This is a genomic window from Gluconobacter sp., assembly GCF_047722525.1.
Classification (GTDB): Bacteria; Pseudomonadota; Alphaproteobacteria; order Acetobacterales; family Acetobacteraceae; genus Gluconobacter.
In genome coordinates, this window is record NZ_JBDNYY010000005.1 from 109,556 (window position 1) to 129,395 (window position 19,840).

Genomic DNA, 19,840 nt, shown 5'->3' on the forward strand with positions numbered 1-19,840 from the left:
GGAGGGCCTGTCAATGGAGACGGACTCCGGCGTCACACACAATTGCATGCATGCAGGAACAGTCTTATGGACTCAGATAAGAGTCATTCTCATCATCAGGACCGCCGCCATGCTGATCCATATCCCCAACGTCCTGACTGCCGAGGAGGTCCTGCATTGCCGCCGCACGCTGGAAGCCGCTGAATGGACCGATGGCCGCGTCACCGCCGGGGAACAGTCCGCCAAGGCCAAGCTGAACCTCCAGATCCCGCAGGATGCCCCCGAATGTCGCAAACTCGGCGAACTCATCCTGCGCGCGCTCGGCCGCAATCCAACCTTCAACAGCGCCGCCCTGCCCCTGCGCGTCTATCCACCACTTTTCAACCGTTACGACACCGGCATGCACTTCGATGCCCATGTAGACAATGCCATCCGCCCCATCCCCGGCGCCGGAATGCGCATCCGCACGGACGTCTCCTCCACACTCTTCCTCACCGGCCCGGACGAGTATGACGGCGGCGAACTCGTTATCCAGGACACATACGGTACCCAGAACGTCAAGCTTCCCGCTGGCGACATGGTCCTCTATCCCTCGACCAGTCTGCACAGCGTCAACCGCATCACACGCGGCAGCCGCTGGGCCTCGTTCTTCTGGTCCCAGTCCATGGTCCGCGACGACACGAAACGCAGACTGCTCTACGAATTCGACTGCTCCATCATCGAGACGCGCAAAGCCCTTCCCGACAGCCATCCGGCGGTCCTGGGCCTGACCTCGACCTATCATAACCTGCTTCGCCAGTGGGCCGAACTCTAGCCCCGTCAGAAGACAGCCGGGACACCCTCTGATCGCGCGCAGGACCCGGTCAGAGGATATACCATGGACACAATCAAATGATCAGGCCGTCTCTCCTTTCCGTTGAAAAACCTTTCTACTGAAATACATCAAATAAAAACCAACACCCTCTCCAAGACATAAAGAAAACTTCCGCAACAGATCCGCAAAAACCGATACGAAAATGCCATGACAGTCTTTTAACGAACGTTTAATTATTGTATGGCATCACTCAGGTCTCCTATCGAGAGAGTCAACCTGAGTGATGGAAAAACAAGAGGATGATTTCAGGAGAAGCCTGAATTATATAAATAACTGGCCTCAGGGTACCCGTGATGACTTCGTCCTCCACGCTCTGGACTGCTCCGCCATTGTTGCTATTACTGATACCCGTGGCCGGATTCTTTCCGTCAATACCCGCTTCGAGGAAATCAGCGGCTACACCCGCGACGAACTCATCGGCAACGACCACCGGATGCTGCGTTCCGGTCAGCACGACCAGAAGTTCTTCCGGCAGATGTACCGGACCATTGCCTCGGGCCATGTCTGGCATGGCGAGATCTGCAACCGCCGTCGCGACGGCGCCCTTTACTGGGTCGATACAACCATCGTTCCCCATGTTTCGGAAAGCGGCAAGGTCACGAGCTATGTCGCCATCCGCTTTGACATCACAGCCCGCAAACAGGCTGAAAACCACCTGAAATCCAGCCGCCAGAATCTTCAGAAAGCGGTCAATACCGACTTCCTGACCAAGATTTCCAACCGCCAGCATTTCTCCCATACCCTGCGCCGGACGCTGCGCAGAAGTACAGCCGACCATATCTGCCTGGCCCTCCTCGACATCGACACCTTCAAGACCATCAACGACACGTCAGGCCACGATTCCGGTGACCGCCTTCTGCGTAAGGTGGCCGAGAAACTCCAGTCGTTCCAGAACGACAGATGTTTCATCGCACGCATTGGCGGCGATGAATTTGCCATCCTCATGACCGGCAATGCCCCGTCCCAGTTTGAAATGACCCTCCTGGACATCCTGGGCCAGATGCGTTTCAGCTTTCGCAACCGGACCATGACCCACGCCTGCACCGTCAGCATCGGTTACATTTCCGTTCCACTGCCCGATGCACGGGAAAAGACGCTGCTGAAATGCGCCGATCTCGCTCTCTACGCCGCAAAGACAGACGGGCGAAACCGCATCCGCAAATATCATTCCGCCATGGAAGAAAAACTTGATCTCGCGGCCCGTCTTCGCAAACGCGTCCAGACCGGGCTGCGCAACCAGAGCATCGAAGTCTTCTATCAGCCCATCTTTTCCCTAAGGATACCGGGCCGCATTTCCTTCGAAGCCCTCCTGCACTGGGACCATCCGCAACACAGCGTACTTTCCCCGCAGCATTTCCCTGAAATCTTCGAAGACCCGAGACTGACCCTGGCCCTGAACAGTTTCGTCACGCAGCGGGTCATGCAGGACATCCGCCAGCTTCACGACCAGAACATCCGCTTCGAACGCATTGCCATCAACATCACGTCCTGCGATCTGGAGGGCGGCGATTTCTTTCACAAGATCGCCACTCTGGCAGACGAAATGAATGTTCCACTCGATACCCTGGCCCTCGAGGTCACCGAGAACATCTTCTGCCGCCCCCACCATCGGCAGGTGGAACAGGAACTGGATACCCTTCACCGCAAAGGTGTCCAGATTTCCCTTGATGATTTCGGTACGGGATTTGCGTCCCTGACCCATCTCAAGACCATCACGTTCGACTATGTGAAGATCAACCGGGCGTTTGTAGCCGGGCTGGAACGTCATGGAACGGATGCGGCGATCATCAGGGGCGTGATCGACATCGTTCACAGTCTTGGGCGCAAGGTGGTGGCCGAGGGGATCGGAAGCGCGCCTCAGGTGCGCGCGCTTCTGGAGATGGAATGTGATTTCGTGCAGGGAGATTTTCTGTGTGAAGCGGTGCCGGTCATGGACATTCCCGCAGCACTGGAAAAAATCCGGTACAAGGCGCTGCTCTGAACGCCTCGCAGCCGGAACTTCCCTGGCGGAGCTTCCGGTCCGTCAGGACAGGGGTCAGAAACGCTGATCGATGCCCGTCAGGATCGTGCGGCGCAGGCCGTATTGCGGCGCACCGACGCCAATGCCGCTGCCATCACGCAGGAGATAGGTCCGGTCGAACAGGTTGGTCACGTCCAGACGAAGCTGTGTGCGCTTGAGGAAGGGAACCTGGAACAGATCCTTGAAGGACTGCACCAGTGACAGGTTGAAGGTCGCGTATTGCGGGACGGAAGCCCCGTTCGGCGTTGCCCCGTCAGCCCGCAGACCACTGCCATAGACCATCGTGGCGGACAGGCGCAGCGGATGGCCGGTCCGGTGGAAGAAGGAATAGCTTCCACCCGCCGAAGCGGTCCAGCGCTGGTCATGATCCAGATGGATCCAGCGCTTGCTGGCATAGGCCAGATCGTCCGGATCGAAGTTCCACTGGGCCGTGGTGATGTCCTTGCCGATGGCCCGCGACCAGGAGAAATTGCCATACACGCTGAAGGCGCCGCGGGTGTAGTCCGTGGCGAATTCATAGCCATGCACCTGTCCGCGACGATAATTGAACGCCGACAGGATGACCGGGGAACCGAACTGCCCTTCGTCGATCATGTTTTTCGCGAGCTTTACATACGCATCAAAGGACGCATGCCAGCCCGGCAGGATTGTCTGCGAGAAGCCGGCGTCGAAGTAATGGTCGCGCTCGGCCTTCACGTTACTGTTCTGGAATGTTCCAGGAGCCGCGGACGTGTTGGCAAACTTGTTGAGCGAGGTGCCGCCCACGAGTTCGAACGGCGGCGGCGTGAAGTAACGGGAATAGCCTGCGTGGAACGTCCCGCCATGCCAGGGCTTGTAGACGATGTTCAGGCGCGGACTGACCTGCTTGGAATGGGTATATTCATCCACGCCGTCAAACCGCAGACCGTAATTGATCGTCAGGTTCTTCAGCGGACGCCACTCATCCTGCGCATAAAGCCCGTACATCCAGCCCGTCCGGCCCGTGCCGTCATGGATGGTGAGCGGATTGTCGGAATAGACTGCTTCCCCGTCAGCATCCTCGCCGCTCTGCGGGTAGACGGTTGAATCCGATTTGGAAACGTTTCGTTCCACATAGATCTGGTAGCCGAAGCGGACCGTGTGATCCTTGGCGGCCTGCCATGTCGCATCGGACTGTGTACCCGTTGAGAAAACCGAACGGGCCGCACGCTGGGCAATACCGTTATAGACCAGATCGCCCAGCGGATCGGGCGAGTACCGCAGCGAGCTGTAACGCAGCACGGCGGACGTCTGGAAGCTCAGCTTACCCATGTCTTTCTGCAGGGACAGGATGCCGAAATCCGTAATTTCCTTCTGGTGCTCGGTCAGGCTTGAGCTGTCGCCATTACCGTACAGCTTCTGCGACAGGTCACTATTGACGAAGGATGGATTGGCGAACTGACGCTGTTGCCCCGGGTTGTTGGGAAGCTGGTACTCGGCATTGGACACACCGGCCGTAAAGCTGATCCGGGTGTTTTCATCGACCGTGTAACGACCATGACCCAGGAAGTGGTACTGGTTGGTCAGATCGTGGATCGCATTAAAGCTCGGCGTTGTGTTTTCGATGCCGACACGGTTGTGCACGAAATCGCCCGTCGCAAACCAGTCCCACTTGCCGTGATGACCGCCAAACTGCACGGACGGGAAGAAATAGTCGCGCGCACCGCCATAGATCGAGACATCACCACCAGCGTCCGAATAGCCGTTCTTGGTATTGATATCGATCACACCGGCCTGAAGGAAACCGTATTCGCTCGGCAGCGCGCCGGTCGTCAGCGACATGGAATGTGCAAACCGGGTCATGAGCGTCTGCCCGAAAACGCTCATGCCTTCCGGAAGGGCGACACCATCCAGACGGAACTGCACTTCGTTGTGGTCGCCACGGATATGGATCTGTCCGTAACTGTCCTGCGCCACACCCGGCGCCTGAAGCAGCAGCGTGTTCAGCCCCGCATTGTCACCGCCGGGATTGGTCTCGATGGCCTGCCGCGAGAAATTATAGGTGGTCGCACCCGTGGACGGCTGAAGGGCTGCGCGGGCCCGCTCAAGATGAGCGTTGACGGTAATGTCATCCGCCCCCGTACGACTGGTTTCCGTCGTTGTCGTTCCATGCTGGTCATCAGCGTGACCGAAGCTGGAACGGGCGGCGGAAGTCTCATCATCCATCTGTGCTGCGGAAGGCGTCGTTGCCGCCTGCGAAGCCGGAGTGGAGGACGAAACCGACTGCGCAAATGCGGAATCGGCAAGGGCGGTAGTGCAGCCCAGTAGCAGAAGAAATGAACGGGCAGACACGAAAGACGGCATGAAACCTCCGGACAGGAAGACGGCAGGAGCGAAGGATAATCGAAGCAGCCCTCTTATTATGTTATATCATAACAGTTCAAGTGAAATCTTTCGTCTTGAGAACCATTTCGCGTGGTCGTTGGCTCCGATGCGCGCGTGCCATATAAGCACGGTGTTTTTTCGGGCTTTCCTGCTCTTTTTCAGGCAGGGTGCCCCCACTGATACCGTCCCTTTCAGGAGATCCGCCCTTTTTATGACGTTTCGCAAGGCCCTTCTCCTGAGCGCCGGTCTCCTTGGCCCCTCCCTCGCCCTTGCGGCCCCGCCGGAGGAGACGAAGCCGCTGGCCGGCAAGGCGCGCACGCCCCATCATGCAGGGCCTCACCACACCGCCGCGAAACCCCTCCCCCATCCGGCAGCCCCACACGCCATCCAGGCCCGTGACACCGAAACGATCGCCGTCACTGCCCGCCGGACGGACTTCGCTTTTGTCGCCGCCCAGCACCTCCCGGACGCCGATACACGCCTCACCGCCGACCGCCTGACCCAACGCGGCGTCGTAACCCTGCGTGATCTGGAGCGCGTGGCGCCCAACCTGACGATCCAGTCCATCAACGGGACGGCCTCAACCAATTTCTATCTGCGCGGCGTCGGCTTCAACGATTTCACCCAGAACAACATCCCCACCGTCATGACCTATTTCGATGACGTGCCTTTCGCATTTTCGACCATGTCGAGCGGACTGATGTTCGATCTGGCGGACGCGACCGTCACCCCCGGACCGGTCGGCACCATGCACGGGCAGTCCGACACGGGCGGCGAAGTCCGCTTTCGTACCGCCGATCCAACCAGCACCTGGCATTACGGCGCCAGTCAGGACATCGCGTCTTACGCCCGCAGCCGCAGCGAGGCCTATATTTCCGGCCCGATCGCCAGGGGGCTGGATTTCCGACTGGCCGGGCAGATCCGGCAGGGCGGCGGCTGGCAGACCGACCCGCAGAACGGCGCCCATCTCGGAGACGCGGATTCCTACGCCCTGCGCGGCAAACTGCACTGGCACTCAGACGACAACCGCACCACGATCCTGCTCTCCGGCCATTTCGTGCAGGACAACAGCCAGGTCGTCACCAGTCAGGCCATCCATCGCCTGATCGGCACGACGGGCCTGCCCCGGCTCGGCCAGACACAGGCCGAATGGTCCTCACGGCCACAGTTCGCCAATCTGATCGGACGTCCGGAAGGTCTCAAACCCAGCGAGCACAACCAGTTCTGGGGCTGGGACCTGCATATGGATCATGATTTCGGGTTCGCGAAACTCACCTCTGTTACGGCCTTCGAGACCGAACGGCAGGGCGAATACACCGATCAGGACGGCACGTCGCGCTCTGAAGCCGATACCTACCGCACCATCAGCGCCAATGCCTTCACGCAGGAACTTCGTCTGGGGTCCAGCAATCCCGACAGCCGTCTGCAATGGGTGGTCGGTGCATTCTACCAGCGCAGCCGCATGAAACAGCGCTTCTTCTTCGACTATACCGACTATGCGGCGCGCGGTTACATGATGGCCACGTCCTTCTCCATGAATCAGGAGAGCACGTCCGAATTCGGCCATATCAGTTATCGCCTGCCGCATAACGTGACGCTGTTCGCGGGTCTGCTGCATGAAATCGACGACCGCAGCCTGCCCGGCCTGACGTCAGAAATCTTCGGCGGCAAGACGACGGCGTTCCATGGCGAAAGCACGGCTTCGGCGCAGTTTGCGGGGCAGGTAGGCGTGTCATGGCAGGCCACGAAGAGCACGCTCGTCTATTACAAGATGAGCAAGGGCTTCAAACCCGGTGGCTTCAGCGCCAACAATACCCAGATCCAGGCCCAGCTCGACCCGTTCGGCCCCGAGACGGTGCTGACTTACGAACTCGGCTTCAAGAGCGATCCGATCCCCAATGTCCTGCGCCTGAACGGGGCGGCGTTCTACAATGATTTCCACAACCAGCAGGTCGTGGGCACGGTGCTGATCCCGAATTACGGACCGCTGAGCGAGATCACGAACGTTCCCAAATCCGAAAGCTGGGGTTTTGAGGGCACGATCGAACTGCACCCCGTACGCCATGTTTTCGTGACGCAGAATATCGGCTGGCAGCGCGGCAATTATCAGGACTTCCTGAACGTCAACCGCGCCGCGACCAATGCAGCCTATGCCAAAACGGGTGTGTGGCGCGCGATCACCAACAATTTCGCGGGCGTGGATAATGGCCAGCCCAAGCTGACCCTGAACGGTCAGGCGGAATGGCGACAGGCGCTGACGCCGGGGCTGGGCTTTGATATCGGGCCGGACTGGTCGTATCGCGGCAGTCAGGCGATCGCGGTTGGCGGGACCGGCTTCTATCGCCTGCCGCCCTATTTCCTGCTCGGCGCCCATGCGACCCTGCGCCCCTCGTCGGGGAAGTGGGAGGCCACGGTCTATGCGTCCAACCTGCTTAACCGCAGCTTTTTCGAGAGCGGCGGTATGGCGACGACAACCTATTTCTACATCCCCGGGCCGCCGCGCTTCATCGGCGGCCGCGTCTCTTACGGCTTCTGAAAACCCCGGGACGGATCAGCAGGAAATCAGGCAGTGCGCGAGCGACTGGATTTCCTGAAGGTTCTTCTCGGTATTCATGGGCTCGCGTCCCAGCATGTTCATTGCGCGGAAGTGGATCGTGCTGAGCAGCATGTCGAGGATTGTATCCGGATCCTGGCAGAAAACTTTCTCGCCACGCCGGCTTGCGCGCTCAAGAAACAGGGCCATCTGGGCGCGGGCAGGTGCGACGCTCGTTTCCCACAGGACCTGACCGAACTGGGGGTCATGCACGGCCTCACCCAGCAGGGTCCCGTAAGTGCGGCCCAGCGGTGTGGCGAGGAACCGGACGCGCGCCGCGATCAGTTCATCCACATCCCCGGCAAAACTGCCCGTATCGATCTGGGGGGTGAGATCGTCACGCCACAGGCGGATCGCATCGAAGAACATCGCCTGTTTCGTGGGCCAGCGCCGATAGACCGTGGCGGTCGAGACACCTGCGGCCTTGGCCACGCGGCTGATGGTGAGGCCCTGATATCCTTCCTCGACCAGAACCTGGGCGATGGCGGCGAGAATATTGTCCTTCAGCCTGAGATTGACGGGACGGCCCGGTGCCCGGGCAGTCGTCCGGTCCCGTGCGGGGACATGAATGCTCTTTAGCGGTAAAGTATGCGACACTACGGACTGTGACATGGTCGTTCCCCTCTCTGGCCATTTCACCGGCTGGCATCATCCCTGACTGAACGCAGCTATTCAGATATGGATCGACTGTTACAAGACGCATTTGCGTTTGTTTGGCAACAAAATATGTCCAGTTTTCCTCAGGGGATCACATGACTGGCCTGAAGCGCCGCCCTTTTCCCCTGAACCGCAGCCGCATCCATCGGGGTGGCCCGGACGGATGCCACATCCTGAGCGGAAAGCCCCGCGGACGTCCCGCCACTCCCCAGAGTGCCCCCATATGTCAGAACAGCCGCAATGTCGTCATCGGACAGCGCCCGGAAGGAAGGCATGAACCCCTTGTAGGACTGCCCGTTCACCGTGATCGGGCCATGCAGTCCGTTCACCAGAACCGCCGCCAGATAGGCCTTCCCCTCAGGACTGCCCGCGATCTGATCGAGGCGCCCCGCCAGCGGTGGGAACGTCCCAGGACGACCGGCTCCCGAAGGTCCGTGACACATCGCGCATTTCCCCCGGTACAGTGCTGCGCCATCCGCCGCCCGGCCTGAAGCCGCCAGCACCGGCCCCACTGTCAGAAGGGCCGCCAGCATGATCCTGAAGCCGTGTCCCGTTTTCATGTCCCGAAGCCCTCCGGAGTTTGCATCGCCGTAGCAGTTGAAAAACACTAGCCCCGGCGTTGTCCGAAAGCTACCGCCCCCAGCCTTTCTCGAAACACCAAAGCCGCCTATCCTGCCGCCATCTTTCCTGCCGGATGTCCGGCGCAGTCGGCAGAGGTTCCGCATGGTCCAGAGCGAGACGCCCCCTTCCCCGGACGGCACGAAACGGCGCGATCTTCTGGCTACCGGAACCGTCGTTCTGGGCTGCGCAGGCGCCTGCGCGCTGACCGCGCCGTTTCTCAACAGCCTGAGAAATCCCTCCGCCACGACCCTGTCCGACAATACGCTGGAGGTTGACCTGTCCGCCCTCGCCCCCGGGCAGGACATGACCGTGCAGTGGCAGGACTGGCCCATCTTCATCCAGCGCCGTACCCCGCAGATGCTGGCCGCCCTTCAGGCCCCCGAACACATGGCCGCGTTGCGGGACGTCGATTCGAAAGTCCTCCAGCAGCCAAAGGATGCCACGAACTGGCATCGTTCGGTCCGTCCGGACTATGGCATCCTCATCGGGATCTGCACGCATCTGGGCTGCGTGCCCTCCTTCGAGAAACCCGGCTCCACCCCCGACGCGAAGGGCGGCTATTTCTGCCCCTGCCATGGCTCGCATTTCGACGCCGCTGGCCGCGTCCTGCGACGGGCGCCTGCCCCCTACAATCTGCCCGTCCCGCCCGTGACTTTTCTCTCCGACACGAAAATCCGCATCGGCCACAGCGCGGGCGATCCGGGCTTCAGCATGTCCGACATCCAGCAGATCTGAGGACCGGACCACATGCCCTCACCTGAGAGAACCCCCGGCTGGCTCGAACGCCGCTTCCCGGTCACGGGCTTCCTTCGGCGCGAATATGTCGCCTTCCCGATGCCGCGCAACCTCAACGCGTTGTGGAGCTTTGGTGCTTTCCTGATCGTCACGATGGCCTTCATGATCGCCAGCGGCCTGTTCCTTGCGATCAACTACACGCCCGACATCACACAGGCTTTCGCCAGCGTCGAAGCCATCGACCGGCAGATCCCCTCGGGCTGGTTCCTGCGCAGCCTGCACATGGGCGGCGTAACCATGCTGTTCGCCTGCCTCTACATCCATATCGGGCGCGGGCTGTGGTACGGCTCCTACAAGGCCCCGCGCGAACTGCTCTGGCTGACGGGCCTCGGCCTGATGCTGATGCTGATGGTCACGGCCTTCGCGGGTTACATCCTGCCCTGGGGCCAGATGTCCTACTGGGGGGCCACGGTGGTGCTCAATGCCATGCGTACCATTCCCCTCATCGGCCGCCCGCTCTCCGAACTTCTGCTCGGCGGGGAGACACTGGGGAACATCGCCCTGCATCGCCTGTTCGTGCTGCATTTCACGATGGCCTTCGCAATCCTCGGCGCCATCGCCCTGCATGTCGCAGCGCTGCATGTCGTGAAATCGAACAACCCCTCGGGCGTCGAGCCCGTCAGCCCGAGCCAGACCCTGCCGTTCCACCCCTATTACACCAGCCGGGACGGCTTCGCGCTCTGCCTGTTCCTGATGGTCTATGCCGGACTGGTCTTCTTCCTGCCCGACCTCCTGACCCTCGCGGACAACTACGTTCAGGCCAATCCACTCGTCACACCCCGCGACATCCGGCCCGAATGGTATTTCGCCCCGTTCTACGCGATCCTCCGCGCGGTGCCCTCCCGCCTTGGAGGACTCGTTCTGGCCGTGGGCAGTCTGGCCGTCCTGTTCACCCTGCCCTGGCTGGATCGTTCCCCAACGCGAACCGCGACCCGCCGCCCGGCAGTGCGGCTCTCGCTGCCCCTCGCCTTCGCCGCCTTCATCCTGCTGGGCATCGCAGGCATGCACCCCCCCACCGAGACATGGCTGATCGTCAGCCGTCTGGCGATGGGATGGTGGTTCATCCATTTCCTCCTCGTCATGCCGCTGGCCTCCGAACGGGAGATGACGTCATGAACCGCTGGATCAGCCCCCTTCTCCTCGTCGTGCCTCTTGTCGCAGCCAGCACAGCCTCAGCCAGCACACCGGCCCAGCGCGGCCTGATGGTTTTCCAGCAGGTCTGCAGCGCCTGCCATGGCATGGAACACGTCGATTACGGAGACATGGCTGCTGTGGGTCTCTCCCCGGATGACATCCGCAAATGGGCCGCGGATCAGGAACTGCCAGACGGCGTGGACGACAACGGGGACCCGAAGACCCGCCACGCGACACCTTCCGATCCCATTCTCTCGCCCTATCCCAACCAAGCGCTGGGGCGCCTCGCCAATCACGGTCTGCTTCCCCCGGATCTTTCGCGACTGGCCCTGACTCTCCCCGGCGGTCCGGACAGGATCAGACAGATCCTGCTGTCCTATGCCCCGACGCCTGCGGGCGTGAAACTCGACGACGGCCGCTATTACAACACCGCCCTGAAATGGAAGCATATCGGTATGCCCCCGCCGCTTCAGGACGGTATGCTGACCTATCCCGACGGCACCCCCGCCACCTCCCGACAGATGGCCAGCGACGTCTCCGTCTTTCTCGATCAGGTCGCCCACCCGCACCGGTCAGAGCGCAGACGGATCGGCGTCTACGTCCTCGGCTATCTCGTCCTGATGGCGCTCCTGACCTTCCTGCTCCAGCGGCGGGTCTGGAAATCCCGCCCCTGATCTACATCCGCATGGCGTGGTCCATGCGATGTGCGGCGCGATAGGTCAGAGGCATGACGGCCAGCCCCTGAACCGTTTCGATCACATCGAGTTCTGCATTCCCCAGCAGACGGATCAGCGCTTCACGCGGTGTGTAAGACCCCTGAAGCGCCATACTGTTCCCGTCCTGCAAAAGCGCGGAATCCATCAGGACGGGGCATTGCGTCTTGCGGGACAGTTCCGCCACCGCCGCCGCCAGCGTTTTTGTCCCGATCTGTAAGGTCGTCTTCCGGGCCGGACAGATATCCCGGGTCCGCGTCACCGTTTCCGCGGAAACCGGCGCGCATGCCAGAAAGACACAGAACATTGCCCCCACGGCCAGCCCTTTCCTGAAAGAACCGGCTATCGGGGTGGATCTGTGCCGGCATCTGGACCGACGGCGACTGTCATGACTCTCAGAATACGGACGGTCTGGCATGTCCGTGGCTCTCCGCTGCGCATGTCTGTCCCAGACCACACCCCGGTCAGGCCCGCCAGCGGTCAGAACGCTACAGACGTCAGAAAGCCACACACCTCCCGCTTTTTTGACCGGACGGCGCCGCCAGCGGGCAGGACTCGAGCCCAGGAGGCTTTAGAACGTCGGGGGTGTACAGGCGCTGATGATCTCGCAGCCCTCGGGGCTGACACAGCGGAAACGGTGGGGCTGGCGACTGTCGAAATGATAGGCGTCCCCCGGCCCCAGAAGTTCCCGCCTGTCTCCGACCGTGATTTCCACCTGTCCCCGCAGGATGAATCCACCTTCCTCACCCTCATGGGCATAGACCGCGGCCCCTGTATCGGCGCCGGAGGCATAGGTCTCGCGCAGGATCTGAAGGCTTCTGCCGAACAGCGGTGCCCCCACCTGCCGGAAGATCACGCCCCCCTGCTCGAACGTGACCAGTTCATCCGCGTGATAGAAAACCTTCTCGCTCCCCTCGGGAGCAATGCTGAAAAACTCCCCGAGCGTCACGGGAATCCCGTCCAGCACACGCTTGAGTGTCCCGACGGAAGGGTTCATGTCCCCGGACTCGATTAGCGAGATGGTGGAATTGGTTACGCCGGTCCGTTTGGCCAGTTCACGCTGGGAGAGGTTTCTGGCCGTCCGGACAAAGCGCAGGCGTGTTCCCAGATCCATCCCGCTGTATCCTCCCGTCCCGTTCCGTATCGCCAGTATGTCATATCGAAACAGAAAGGAAACCTGCAAAATCCGCATACCGGGAGGCGGTATTATTTTTTCACATATGGCCCCACCGCATCCTCCACCCGGCCCTGACGCGGGGAACGTCTGGCCCGAAAAACCGTTCTGGAGTAGAGATTCAGTCGGAGCGACCTGTCTCGCAAGATCTGAAAGACATGGTGACTTCTGGATATTCCGGTCACGGCTCCGAGAGTATGTGCGGATACATCAGGCGCAAGGTGGATTACAGATGCTGTATGCTTCGACGGGATGTTTCACTCTGACGGTGATGATGGGTGTCTGGCTCGCAATTTTCGCGGCCCGCTACAAACGCCCCTTCAGCTTTCTTACTCCGCTTCATGTCGGGTCGGCCGTGGTCGGATCGGTCTTCCTGATCATTGCACTGAGCAACGGTGACAGCCGCCTCATGCTGAACGTGGCCCTTGCCGTCGCCATCGCGGCCTTCGGCGTCCTGATGGCCTTCTTCCGCAGGCGCGGCGCCATGATCGCGCCGCTTTATATGTGTCACATCCTGCTGGCCGTGATGTTCTATTTCTCGATGGTCTGCTTCACGATCTTCCCGAATTTCGGCCTCGACTGACCCTTCCTTACAGGGCCGCAAGGCTCCTCCAGATCATGTAAGCTGCAACCGCGAAGATCACGCAGGCAAAGAAAGTCGTCAGAGCAGGCCCGGAACCCGAAAGGCGTTTCGCGGCCCGGGTGCCCAGAAAACTGCCGACCACACCGCCCGCGACGAACAGCGCGCCCATCACCCAGTCCACATAGCCTGACAGCATGTAACTCAGCGCCGTACTCGCCCCCAGCGCCGCCACGGCCACAAGCGACGTTCCCACCGCATTGAGAATGGGCATCCGCGTACAGGCAATCAGCGCGGGCACGATCAGAAACCCGCCCCCGATCCCGAAAAATCCGGACAGCACGCCCGTCCCGGCTCCGGCCATCATGACGCGCGGCATGTTCTGGCGGTTGCACGCCGCCCCGACCTCACCCCTGTTGCACCGCCCCCGCAGCATGAGCACGCCCACAACAACCATGAGCAGCGCAAAACAGAGCAGCAGCTTCTGCCCGTTCACCGCCTTGCCAAACGCCGCCCCGATGAGCGCACCCACCACACCACAAGGCGCGAAAATGGCCGCACATTTCCATTTGACCGTCCCGGCCCGGGCATGACTGACCAGCCCGGCCAGCGCATTGACCGCCACAGCCATCGCACTCGTCCCGATCGCGACATGGAGGTTCTTCACTCCCACCACATAGACCATCAGGGGCACGGCCAAAATGGAGCCGCCACCCCCGATCAGGCCCAGCGTAAACCCCACAAGGATGCCGCAGACCAGTTCGAGCGCAATCTGCACGGCCGGTTCAGCCGCCCTTCTTCGCGTTCAGGGGCTTGGGCGCGACCATAAGCTCGCGTCCCTTGAGCATCCCATCCCAGTACATCAGTGGCATGACATATTTCTTGAGCCACCAGGCCAGCCGCGTTGGCTTCTGACCGTTGAGCAGCCATTTCGGCAGCGTCGGTGCCAGTTTGCCGCCATAACGGAACTCGGCCAGCACGATACGGCCGTTCTCCACCGTCAGCGGACAGGCGCCATAGCCGTCATATTCCGAAACCGGCGCCTGATGTTTCAGGAACGCCAGCACATTGGTCGCCACAACCGGCGCCTGCACCCGGACCGCCGCAGCCGTCTTGGCCGAAGATGTCCCGATCACGTCACCAATGGCGAACACATCCGGGAAACGCACATGCTGCAACGTCGCCGGATTGACCTCAACGAACCCGTCCGACCCTGCGAGCGCACTCTCACGGATCACCTGCGGCGCGCTCTGCGGCGGCACCACATGCAGCATGTCGAACTTGCGCTCGACGCGCTCCACACCCTCGCCAGCCTTGCGCTCGAAGGTCGCCGTGCGGTTCGGACCATCCACTTCCACAAGCTTCGATCCGGTGTGCAACCCGACATGATAGCGGTGGATGTATTCCATCAGCGGCGGCACGAATTCTTTCACGCCAAACAGCCCCGGCGTGGTGGTATCGAACTCGACCGAAATGCTGTCCAGCACGCCCCGGCGCTTCCAGGCATCACAGGACAGATAGACGGCCTTCTGCGGCGCACCGGCACATTTGATCGGCATGGGCGGCTGCGTGAAGATCGCCGTCCCGCCCTTGAGCTGCTGCACGAGCTGCCAGGTATAGGGCGCCAGATCGAAGCGATAGTTCGACGTCACGCCGTTCCTGCCCAGCGTCTCCGCCAGACCCGGAATGGCATCCCAGTTCAGCGTAATGCCCGTCGCCACGATCAGCGCATCATAGGAGACGACCGAACCGTCCCCCAGAACCACTTCCCGCACATCCGGCCGGAACAGTTTGGCCGCCTGCCGTACCCAGACGACGTCTTTCGGCATGACGTCCGCTTCCTTGCGGCGCGTCCGGGCCGCCTGAAAGACGCCTCCGCCCACAAGCGTCCAGCCCGGCTGGTAGAAATGCTCGTTCGACGGCTCGACCACACCGATGGACAGATGGCTGTTGCGCTTGAGCAGACTCCCTGCAACCGACAGGCCACCCGCGCCGCCGCCAATAATCAGCACCTGAAAATGGGCCGCATCCTTGCGGGGAGCCACGGAGGGCGCCGCGACACTCTCAATCCGCGTCCGCAGGCCGCTGACATCCACCCCGGCCTTGTTCGCCGCCGTAAAGATTTCCGCAGCCGGACGTTTGCCCACCTCGGCCAGAGCCCAGATCTGTCCCGCCCGCGCGCCTGACCGGCAATAGCCGACAACCGGCGCGGGAAGCGTGGCCAGAGCCTGCCGCGTCTGCGCGACCTGCGCCTCATTCGGCACCGTCCCGGCCTTGATCGGGATCGCGGCAAAAGCCAGCCCGGCCTCCTTCGCGGCCTCCTCGATCATGTTCATGTCCGGCTGGTCAGGCGCCTCCCCGTCGGGACGGAAGCAGAGGATCGTCCGAAACCCCTCCGCCTTCAGGTCCGCAACTTCCTTCACGGCAATCTGGGGAGAAACGGCATAGCTTTCGGTCAGATGGCGGGTCGGCATGGGAACTCCAGAAACGGAAAAAAAGATCAAAAAACCGGCACGCAGTCCGCGCCGGGGTGCGACATCAGAGACGGTTGACGGGAATCTTGATGTAGCTCACGCCATCAGCCTCGGGCTCAGGCAGATGCCCCCCGCGCATGTTGACCTGTACGGACGGCATCAGCAGACGCGGCATGTCCAGAGTGGCATCCCGGGCCGTCCGCATATCCACGAACGCGTCCTCGCTCACCCCGTCATGGACATGGATGTTGTAAGCCCGCTCATGCCCGACCGTCGTCAGCCAGGCATACTCGTCCCGCCCCGGGGCCTTGTAATCATGGCACAGGAACAGCCGCGTCTCGACCGGAAGCGACAGCAGACGGCGGATGGAGCGGAAAAGCTGCCGCGGATCGCCCCCCGGGAAATCCGCCCGCGCCGTCCCGAAATCCGGCATGAAGATCGTATCGCCCACAAAGGCCGCATTGCCGATCACGAACGCCATGTCGGCCGGCGTATGCCCTGGGACATGCAGCACCGTCACGGGAAGCTCTCCGATCCGGAAGGTCTCGCCATCGGTGAACAGATGGTCGAACTGCGACCCGTCCCGCGCAAACCGCGTCCCGGCATTGAAAATCTTGCCGAACACTGCCTGGACCCGGATGATATCCGCACCAATCCCAAGCTTTCCGCCCATCTTTTCCTGTAACCAGGGGGCAGCGGAAAGATGATCGGCATGGGCATGCGTCTCAAGCTGCCAGTCCACGGTCAGACCTTCACGCACCACGTAATCGACAATCGCCTGCGCCGACCCATGCGACGTCCGCCCGGCAGCCGCGTCATAATCGAGCACAGAGTCGATCACCGCCGCATGTTTCGTGACGGGGCAGTGAACGACATGGCTCGCGGTATTGGTGGCTTCATCAAAGAAGGTGCAGACAACCGGCGCAGGCGCAGAGCCTTGCTCGGTTCGGCGGATCTGCGCGGTCGCGGCCTGGACTGCTGCGTCATGCATGGCGCTTACCTTGCTGGCTGTGGAATGTCTTTACGACACTTTCATTAACTGTTAAGTTAATATTGTAAGTGTTGCATGTCAAGCGCCCCGATGCTTTTGGAACCGGATCATGACCGCATCTTTCCCCGTTGAGTCCTCACTCCCGACCCTACGCATCGGCGACCGCGCTCCGGATTTCAGCGCCCGCACGACCCATGGCGAATTCATCATGAGCGCCCTGAGGGGGCACTGGGTGCTGCTCTTTGCCCATCCGGCCGATTTCACGCCGGTCTGCACCAGCGAGTTCATCGCCCTCGCCCGCAGCGCGGACGAATTCCAGCAGCGGGACTGCGCCCTGCTCGGCATCTCGGCCGACAGCCTGCCGGCCCATCTGGCATGGGTCGAGGCCATCAACACGCAGTTCGGGGTCCAGATCCCTTTCCCCATCATCGAGGACCCGTCCCTCGCCGTTGCCCGCGCGTACGGTATGCTCGACTGCGCGGCACAGGACAGCGCCACAGTGCGCTCGGTCTTCGTGATCGACCCCAGCGGCACGATCCGGGCGATCCTGAACTATCCGGCCACCGTCGGACGCTCCATCCCCGAGTTGCTGCGCCTGCTCTGTGCCCTTCAGGAAGTGGACCGCGCAGGTGCTCTCACGCCGGAGGGCTGGCAGCCAGGGCAGCGCACGGTCGCGCCCCCGCTCCAGACGCAGGCCGCCGTGGAAAAGGCTGGCGCGAAATGGTTCTTCCAGCCCATGGCCCGGGAGCGTTCATGACCGTCCTGCTTCCCCTCGAGAAAAGCCGCGAACTGGCTGAATGGCTCCGCATCCTTGCGCAGCCCCAGCGCCTGATGCTCCTCTCGGCCCTGCTCGACAGCACCCACGCCGTGAGCGAACTCGAAACCATGACCGGCATCGGCCAACCCACGCTGAGCCAGCATCTCGGCGCACTCAGACGCGCCGGTCTGATCGAATCCCAGCGCGAATCCCGCGCCATCCACTACTGCTGGACCGACACACCGGACGCCCGTCGCGCCCGCGCCCTGCTGATGAGCCTGCAACCCGGCGCCATACCCCCAGAACTGCCAGGCCCCGCCAACATCAGTGAACCCGCGCCCGGCCCGGCGGCCTCAGCACGATTTGCCCGTATTCTTCACCCCTGACAGTCCCCAATCCGGAATTGCCCGGTCCTTATTGAAGAACGGAGCGGAGTCACAGTTGCGATAAAGTGCTTCGGGGCTGAAACTGTGAAACCTCCCATACGCTTACCTGAAGGTAAGGAGAGACCATATGATCCGTTATTTCATCGCCCTGACCGGACTGACATTTGCACTGACACAGGGCGCTTCAGCCGCCACCCGCGAACAGCAGAAACAGGCCTGTCAGGGCGACGCCATCCGTCTGTGTACGCTGGCCATTCCCAACGAGGCCAAGATCACCGCCTGCATGAAGAAGAAGATCGATCAGCTTTCCCCCAAATGCCGTGCAATGTTCACCCCCCTGCCACAAGGAAAGAAGGCCCCCGCGCCGAAGCCGAAACAGGGCTGACCTCACGACGGACCGATAGCCCTTCCCAGTGCGGTGGGCAGGGACGCGGATATAAAACTACACATTTTCGCAAATCCTCCCGCGCCCGTGACTGGTCTATGGCGGAGGGAATGGGTATGGTGTTTCCAGTGATTTTCAAAAAAGCACTGACACCATACTGCGAGCGTCAGGATCTGACATGACGGGTCTGGTGTCGTTACTGGACAGACCGGAACAATGACCCGACACCACGACCGCCGCAAAGTGACCCTCAAGGACGTGGCGGCGCAGGTCGGCGTCTCCCACACAACAGTCTCCAACGCCTATATCCGTCCCGGACAACTCTCCGCGGCCCTGCGCGAGAAGATCCTCGCCGCCGCCCAGGAGCTCGGTTACACCGGCCCTGATCCCGCCGCCAAACAGCTTGCCACCGGCCGCGCTGGCGCTTTGGGTTTTCTTTTCAGCGAAGACCTGCCCTATGCCTTTTCTGATCCCGCGATCCTGAGTGTACTCAACGGTGTTGCCAGATCCTGTGATGAGCTTGAAACCGATCTCGCCCTGATCTCCGCCGGCAGCAACCTCCGCAACCGTGCCGCCCCCGTCTCGCTCGGCAACGCCGCCGTGGACGGCTATATTCTCTATTCCGTCGCTCCCGACAGCCGCTGCGTCCTGATGGCCCAGCAGCGCAACGTCCCTCTCGTGGTCGTGGATCAGCCCCGCCTCAACGGTGTGCCCTATGTCGGAATCGATGACCGAGGATCAGCTTACCGGGCAGCAAAAACCCTGCTCGATCTCGGTCATCGTCATTTCGGCATCCTGTCGCTCAAGACGGCCCATGACGGATATTTCGGCCCCCTGACGGCCAAGCGCCGCGCGAATATCGCTCACAGTACCATCGCCATGCGGCTTGAGGGGTACATGCTGGCCCTGCGTGAAGCGAAAATCGCCCCCGAGGACGTCCCTGCATGGGAAATCCCCATCAATTCCGAAGACATGGGCGCCGAAGGCGTGCGCCACCTGCTCAACCGCGCCCAACGCCCGACTGCCATCCTCGCGATGAGCGACCGCGTGGCCATCGGGGCCATGCAGACCATCCGGGCCCTCGGGCTGAACATCCCGCAGGATGTGTCGATCTTTGGTTTCGACGATATTCCCGAAGCCGAAAGAGCCGATCTGAGCACGATCCGCCAGCCCCACGAACGCAAGGGTACGGAAGCCGTCCGCCTGCTGGGCGCCGCCACCACAGGCAGCGAAAATGTCATCCTGGACACCGAACTCGTGCTGCGCGGCAGCATCAATACCGCGCCATCACAATAAATCACCGGTAGTTCCGGGTATATATTGATCTTTTCCAGAAGTAGGGCCGTCGGCACTTCCTGCTACGG

General features: G+C 61.5%; 19 protein-coding genes. 11 read left to right on the forward strand and 8 right to left on the reverse strand.

What is annotated here, in order from left to right; genetic code table 11:
• The first annotated feature begins 109 nt into the window (after positions 1–109).
• On the forward strand, positions 110–793 hold the full coding sequence (locus ABF859_RS06605) for a Fe2+-dependent dioxygenase (protein WP_415526986.1): 684 nt from the start codon (positions 110–112) through the stop codon (positions 791–793).
• Between the two features lie 283 nt (positions 794–1,076).
• A complete protein-coding gene (locus ABF859_RS06610; RefSeq protein WP_415527090.1) occupies positions 1,077–2,834 on the forward strand; it encodes a putative bifunctional diguanylate cyclase/phosphodiesterase in 1,758 nt (585 codons plus the stop codon).
• Positions 2,835–2,888: 54 nt separating this feature from the next.
• Here the strand turns inward: ABF859_RS06610 and ABF859_RS06615 are convergent, their stop codons facing one another.
• Complete coding sequence (locus tag ABF859_RS06615; protein WP_415526987.1) at positions 2,889–5,195, reverse strand: TonB-dependent receptor; 2,307 nt, start codon at positions 5,193–5,195, stop codon at positions 2,889–2,891.
• Positions 5,196–5,427: 232 nt separating this feature from the next.
• On the opposite strand from ABF859_RS06615, the gene ABF859_RS06620 reads away from it, so the two are divergent.
• Positions 5,428–7,752 (forward strand): TonB-dependent receptor, encoded by a 2,325-nt coding sequence (locus ABF859_RS06620; RefSeq protein ID WP_415526988.1) that lies wholly within the window; start codon positions 5,428–5,430, stop codon positions 7,750–7,752.
• Between the two features lie 15 nt (positions 7,753–7,767).
• On the opposite strand, the gene ABF859_RS06625 is transcribed toward ABF859_RS06620, so the two are convergent.
• A complete protein-coding gene (locus ABF859_RS06625; RefSeq protein ID WP_415526989.1) occupies positions 7,768–8,421 on the reverse strand; it encodes a TetR/AcrR family transcriptional regulator in 654 nt (217 codons plus the stop codon).
• 128 nt (positions 8,422–8,549) lie between these two features.
• Positions 8,550–9,026, reverse strand: a complete 477-nt coding sequence (locus ABF859_RS06630) for a c-type cytochrome (protein WP_415526990.1) — start codon at positions 9,024–9,026, stop codon at positions 8,550–8,552.
• Positions 9,027–9,189: 163 nt separating this feature from the next.
• Between ABF859_RS06630 and petA the strand changes: the two genes are divergently transcribed.
• Genes petA through ABF859_RS06645 form a run of 3 tightly spaced genes read left to right on the forward strand, consistent with a single transcriptional unit; the run spans position 9,190 to position 11,690 of the window.
• Positions 9,190–9,822, forward strand: coding sequence for a ubiquinol-cytochrome c reductase iron-sulfur subunit (petA, locus tag ABF859_RS06635; RefSeq protein WP_415526991.1), 633 nt, complete (start codon positions 9,190–9,192; stop codon positions 9,820–9,822).
• A gap of 12 nt (positions 9,823–9,834) precedes the next feature.
• Positions 9,835–10,998, forward strand: coding sequence for a cytochrome b (locus ABF859_RS06640; RefSeq protein ID WP_415526992.1), 1,164 nt, complete (start codon positions 9,835–9,837; stop codon positions 10,996–10,998).
• Positions 10,995–11,690, forward strand: coding sequence for a cytochrome c1 (locus ABF859_RS06645; protein ID WP_415526993.1), 696 nt, complete (start codon positions 10,995–10,997; stop codon positions 11,688–11,690). Before ABF859_RS06640 ends, ABF859_RS06645 begins: the two co-directional genes overlap by 4 nt.
• Before the next feature lies 1 nt (position 11,691).
• On the opposite strand, the gene ABF859_RS06650 is transcribed toward ABF859_RS06645, so the two are convergent.
• A complete protein-coding gene (locus ABF859_RS06650) occupies positions 11,692–12,045 on the reverse strand; it encodes an STN domain-containing protein (RefSeq protein WP_415526994.1) in 354 nt (117 codons plus the stop codon).
• Positions 12,046–12,300: 255 nt separating this feature from the next.
• Positions 12,301–12,843, reverse strand: coding sequence for a cupin domain-containing protein (locus ABF859_RS06655; protein ID WP_415526995.1), 543 nt, complete (start codon positions 12,841–12,843; stop codon positions 12,301–12,303).
• A 292-nt stretch (positions 12,844–13,135) separates the two neighbouring features.
• On the opposite strand from ABF859_RS06655, the gene ABF859_RS06660 reads away from it, so the two are divergent.
• Positions 13,136–13,486 (forward strand): hypothetical protein, encoded by a 351-nt coding sequence (locus ABF859_RS06660; protein WP_415526996.1) that lies wholly within the window; start codon positions 13,136–13,138, stop codon positions 13,484–13,486.
• Between the two features lie 7 nt (positions 13,487–13,493).
• Here the strand turns inward: ABF859_RS06660 and ABF859_RS06665 are convergent, their stop codons facing one another.
• The 3 genes from ABF859_RS06665 to ABF859_RS06675 form a co-directional block, all read right to left on the reverse strand.
• A complete protein-coding gene (locus ABF859_RS06665) occupies positions 13,494–14,261 on the reverse strand; it encodes a sulfite exporter TauE/SafE family protein (protein WP_415526997.1) in 768 nt (255 codons plus the stop codon).
• A gap of 7 nt (positions 14,262–14,268) precedes the next feature.
• The gene (locus ABF859_RS06670; protein ID WP_415526998.1) at positions 14,269–15,957 is read right to left on the reverse strand and encodes a TIGR01244 family sulfur transferase; all 1,689 of its coding nucleotides are present in this window, start codon (positions 15,955–15,957) and stop codon (positions 14,269–14,271) included.
• Positions 15,958–16,021: 64 nt separating this feature from the next.
• On the reverse strand, positions 16,022–16,948 hold the full coding sequence (locus tag ABF859_RS06675; protein WP_415526999.1) for an MBL fold metallo-hydrolase: 927 nt from the start codon (positions 16,946–16,948) through the stop codon (positions 16,022–16,024).
• 109 nt (positions 16,949–17,057) lie between these two features.
• On the opposite strand from ABF859_RS06675, the gene ABF859_RS06680 reads away from it, so the two are divergent.
• From ABF859_RS06680 to ABF859_RS06695, 4 genes are all read left to right on the forward strand, one after another.
• Positions 17,058–17,705, forward strand: a complete 648-nt coding sequence (locus ABF859_RS06680; RefSeq protein WP_415527000.1) for a peroxiredoxin — start codon at positions 17,058–17,060, stop codon at positions 17,703–17,705.
• Positions 17,702–18,091 carry an ArsR/SmtB family transcription factor gene (locus ABF859_RS06685; RefSeq protein WP_415527001.1) on the forward strand — a complete coding sequence of 130 codons (390 nt, stop codon included), beginning with the start codon at positions 17,702–17,704 and terminating at the stop codon, positions 18,089–18,091. Before ABF859_RS06680 ends, ABF859_RS06685 begins: the two co-directional genes overlap by 4 nt.
• Before the next feature lie 127 nt (positions 18,092–18,218).
• Positions 18,219–18,476 (forward strand): hypothetical protein, encoded by a 258-nt coding sequence (locus tag ABF859_RS06690; RefSeq protein ID WP_415527002.1) that lies wholly within the window; start codon positions 18,219–18,221, stop codon positions 18,474–18,476.
• 216 nt (positions 18,477–18,692) lie between these two features.
• Positions 18,693–19,772, forward strand: coding sequence for a LacI family DNA-binding transcriptional regulator (locus ABF859_RS06695; protein WP_415527003.1), 1,080 nt, complete (start codon positions 18,693–18,695; stop codon positions 19,770–19,772).
• Positions 19,773–19,840: the final 68 nt, after the last annotated feature.

What these genes read in the sequence shown, in the direction of transcription:
- ABF859_RS06605 (WP_415526986.1), top strand. Translation starts at nt 110, where the DNA reads ATGCTGATCCATATCCCCAACGTCCTGACTGCCGAGGAGGTCCTGCAT.
- ABF859_RS06610 (WP_415527090.1), top strand. Translation starts at nt 1,077, where the DNA reads ATGGAAAAACAAGAGGATGATTTCAGGAGAAGCCTGAATTATATAAAT.
- ABF859_RS06615 (WP_415526987.1), bottom strand. Translation starts at nt 5,195, where the DNA reads ATGCCGTCTTTCGTGTCTGCCCGTTCATTTCTTCTGCTACTGGGCTGC.
- ABF859_RS06620 (WP_415526988.1), top strand. Translation starts at nt 5,428, where the DNA reads ATGACGTTTCGCAAGGCCCTTCTCCTGAGCGCCGGTCTCCTTGGCCCC.
- ABF859_RS06625 (WP_415526989.1), bottom strand. Translation starts at nt 8,421, where the DNA reads ATGTCACAGTCCGTAGTGTCGCATACTTTACCGCTAAAGAGCATTCAT.
- ABF859_RS06630 (WP_415526990.1), bottom strand. Translation starts at nt 9,026, where the DNA reads ATGAAAACGGGACACGGCTTCAGGATCATGCTGGCGGCCCTTCTGACA.
- petA (WP_415526991.1), top strand. Translation starts at nt 9,190, where the DNA reads ATGGTCCAGAGCGAGACGCCCCCTTCCCCGGACGGCACGAAACGGCGC.
- ABF859_RS06640 (WP_415526992.1), top strand. Translation starts at nt 9,835, where the DNA reads ATGCCCTCACCTGAGAGAACCCCCGGCTGGCTCGAACGCCGCTTCCCG.
- ABF859_RS06645 (WP_415526993.1), top strand. Translation starts at nt 10,995, where the DNA reads ATGAACCGCTGGATCAGCCCCCTTCTCCTCGTCGTGCCTCTTGTCGCA.
- ABF859_RS06655 (WP_415526995.1), bottom strand. Translation starts at nt 12,843, where the DNA reads ATGGATCTGGGAACACGCCTGCGCTTTGTCCGGACGGCCAGAAACCTC.
- ABF859_RS06660 (WP_415526996.1), top strand. Translation starts at nt 13,136, where the DNA reads ATGCTGTATGCTTCGACGGGATGTTTCACTCTGACGGTGATGATGGGT.
- ABF859_RS06670 (WP_415526998.1), bottom strand. Translation starts at nt 15,957, where the DNA reads ATGCCGACCCGCCATCTGACCGAAAGCTATGCCGTTTCTCCCCAGATT.
- ABF859_RS06675 (WP_415526999.1), bottom strand. Translation starts at nt 16,948, where the DNA reads ATGCATGACGCAGCAGTCCAGGCCGCGACCGCGCAGATCCGCCGAACC.
- ABF859_RS06680 (WP_415527000.1), top strand. Translation starts at nt 17,058, where the DNA reads ATGACCGCATCTTTCCCCGTTGAGTCCTCACTCCCGACCCTACGCATC.
- ABF859_RS06685 (WP_415527001.1), top strand. Translation starts at nt 17,702, where the DNA reads ATGACCGTCCTGCTTCCCCTCGAGAAAAGCCGCGAACTGGCTGAATGG.
- ABF859_RS06690 (WP_415527002.1), top strand. Translation starts at nt 18,219, where the DNA reads ATGATCCGTTATTTCATCGCCCTGACCGGACTGACATTTGCACTGACA.
- ABF859_RS06695 (WP_415527003.1), top strand. Translation starts at nt 18,693, where the DNA reads ATGACCCGACACCACGACCGCCGCAAAGTGACCCTCAAGGACGTGGCG.